This window comes from Aminicella lysinilytica, from assembly GCF_004362975.1.
In the GTDB taxonomy this organism is placed as follows: domain Bacteria; phylum Bacillota; class Clostridia; order Peptostreptococcales; family Anaerovoracaceae; genus Aminicella; species Aminicella lysinilytica.
The window spans coordinates 1-2,317 of sequence record NZ_SNXO01000077.1; the positions used below are offsets into that span (position 1 = coordinate 1).

At 46.0% G+C, this 2,317-nt stretch carries 2 protein-coding genes; one reads left to right on the forward strand and one right to left on the reverse strand.

Going from position 1 to position 2,317, the window contains the following annotated elements:
- The coding region (locus tag EV211_RS10835) for a hypothetical protein (protein ID WP_207668024.1) at positions 1 to 295 on the forward strand (295 nt) is incomplete at its 5' end.
- Between the two features lie 205 nt (positions 296 to 500).
- On the opposite strand, the gene EV211_RS10525 is transcribed toward EV211_RS10835, so the two are convergent.
- Positions 501 to 1,844: an MATE family efflux transporter gene (locus tag EV211_RS10525; protein ID WP_133529390.1), complete on the reverse strand. Its 1,344-nt coding sequence runs from the start codon at positions 1,842 to 1,844 to the stop codon at positions 501 to 503.
- Between the last annotated feature and the right edge of the window lie 473 nt (positions 1,845 to 2,317).

Sequence of the window (2,317 nt, forward strand, 5' to 3'; positions counted from 1 at the left end):
CAAGTTGTTTTTGTCCAATTACATTTTAACTGAAATTAGAGCTATGTGCTCATTTTTTTTATTTAATGAATTTACACCATTATATGTCCACTATCGTGATACATGCGGCTGCGCACGTATTGGTCTGTATAGAGGAACGGAGGTGCGTTTTAGAGATTCTCAAATTGATTTACGCACTTATCAGAGATTCTCAGAGCATGGAGGTGCGCGTATTGGAATTTTAACGATTTGCTGCGCACGTATAGAGTGCTTTAGAGACCTGGAAGTGCGTTTTCTGTTTGATATGATTCCATAAATTCCCAATCGAGGAAATTGTGACCAGTAACGCGCACCTTGACCTATCAGATCAGGTCAATAAGTGCGAATTTGGTTTACAATAAAGAAAAATCTGCACTATCGCCTTGGATATTAGCCCGATACGTGCGCGGAGGATTTCCCCTTGAGATTTCCAACAAATCGATGACCAGTCAAACGGCAAACCGTATTTGCATGCCTTACATTCACACGTTGTATTTCCGCTTGGATGGTTTGAGGACCAAGGCGCAGATGGCGATGGCTACTGCGTTGAGGCCAAGGCTGATCGGGTAGACTATCATGACCATGACGAAGGTAGGATCTTTCGGGAAGACGAAGAATATCCAGAGGAGTCGGAGGACGCAGATGCATATAACGGCTGTCAGGGCTGGAATTATGGACATACCGAAACCGCGCAGATATCCGGAAACAGTTTCGTTTACCAGAGTAAAGACATAAGCTGAGAATACGATCATCATGCGCAGATATCCGTAAGAAATGACCTTCGGGGCTGTGGTGAACAGGCCCAGTATTTCTTTACCGAAGAGAAGTATCAGGCCACATGAAAGAACAGTAAAAGCTATATCCTCCAGGATGCAGGCCCAGAGGATTTTTTTGCACCTTTCGGATTTGCCGGCGCCGTAATTGTTGCCTGTAAATGTCATGCAGGCCTGGCCGAAAGAATTGATGACGAAGAAAGCCATGACTTCTACATTGAAGGCCGCCGATGAAGCTGCCATGACTGTAGTTCCAAGACTGTTCAGGGCTGACTGGACTATGATATTGGCCAGGGAGAACATCATGCTTTGGATGCCGGAAGGCAGACCGATGTAGAGAATCTTCTTAAGAACAGTTTTATATAAGCGCAGTTTACTGAAGTGTATGCGCGTTTCTTCAGGACCTTCGCGCAGGAGAACCAGCAGCATGACTGAACTGATCAGATTGGCTATGACCGTTGCCAGGGCTACGCCGCTTGCTGTCATGCCTACGATGCAGACGAAGAACAGATTCAGGATCACGTTTATCACGCCTGAAATCGAGAGACATATGAGAGGAGTTCTGGTGTTGCCCTGACTTCTGTAAATGGCTGATTCGAAATTGTATAGCAGGATCACAGGAAGACCCAGGAGGTATATCCTGAGATATGCCAGGGCCATTGGAAATACCTGATCAGGGACAGACATGAGCTTGAGAACGGGTTCCGCCGCCAGCTCGCCAAGTATCATAAATGTAAACCCTCCTATGAGGGCAATCAGAATAGAAGTATGGACAGCCTGCTGGATGCGGATTTTGTCGCGCCTGCCTGCGAACTGGGCCATGACCACATTGGCGCCCAGAGAAATTCCTACGAACAGGTTCACCAGAAGGTTGATCAGAGGCGAATTGCTACCCACTGCCGCCATGGCGCCGTTGCCGACAAAACGGCCGACAACTACTATGTCCGCCGCATTAAATAACTGTTGTAATATTCCCGTCACGGCCAGCGGCAGGGCAAATCGTAAAATATTCCTGCCTAAATGACCCTCTAACATGTCTATCTCATTTTTCATTCTTTGGTTTAATTATCCTCCTGTTTATCGGAACAGCATTCGCAGTCGGTCCAGTCTTCATTCCAGACCAGCTTGCCGGTCCTTCTTCTGTTACATATATCTATTATATGCACTAGAGCTGGCTTCAAGTCAAGACCTTATTTTGGGTATGATGGTATCATCAGTATGGTATGGCTCCATACCAATGGTACGATCCGTGGGTCGCGCACCATTTACTAATAATTTGGGCGTATACGTGCGTGCCCGCACGTATGCCCCCTTGTTTAGGAACGAAGATGCGTTTCGGTAGGTCTCCAATTGGGTTTACGCACTTATCGGTAATTCTCAGAGCATGGAGGTGCGTATATTGGCATTTCAACGATTATCCTCGCACTTATCAGATTGTGTCCGTATAATGGTGTAAAAGAGAGAATTGGAGAGATCAAAAAAATATAGAGCCAAATGCTCCACTTTCAAGTATAATTGAAATTGAA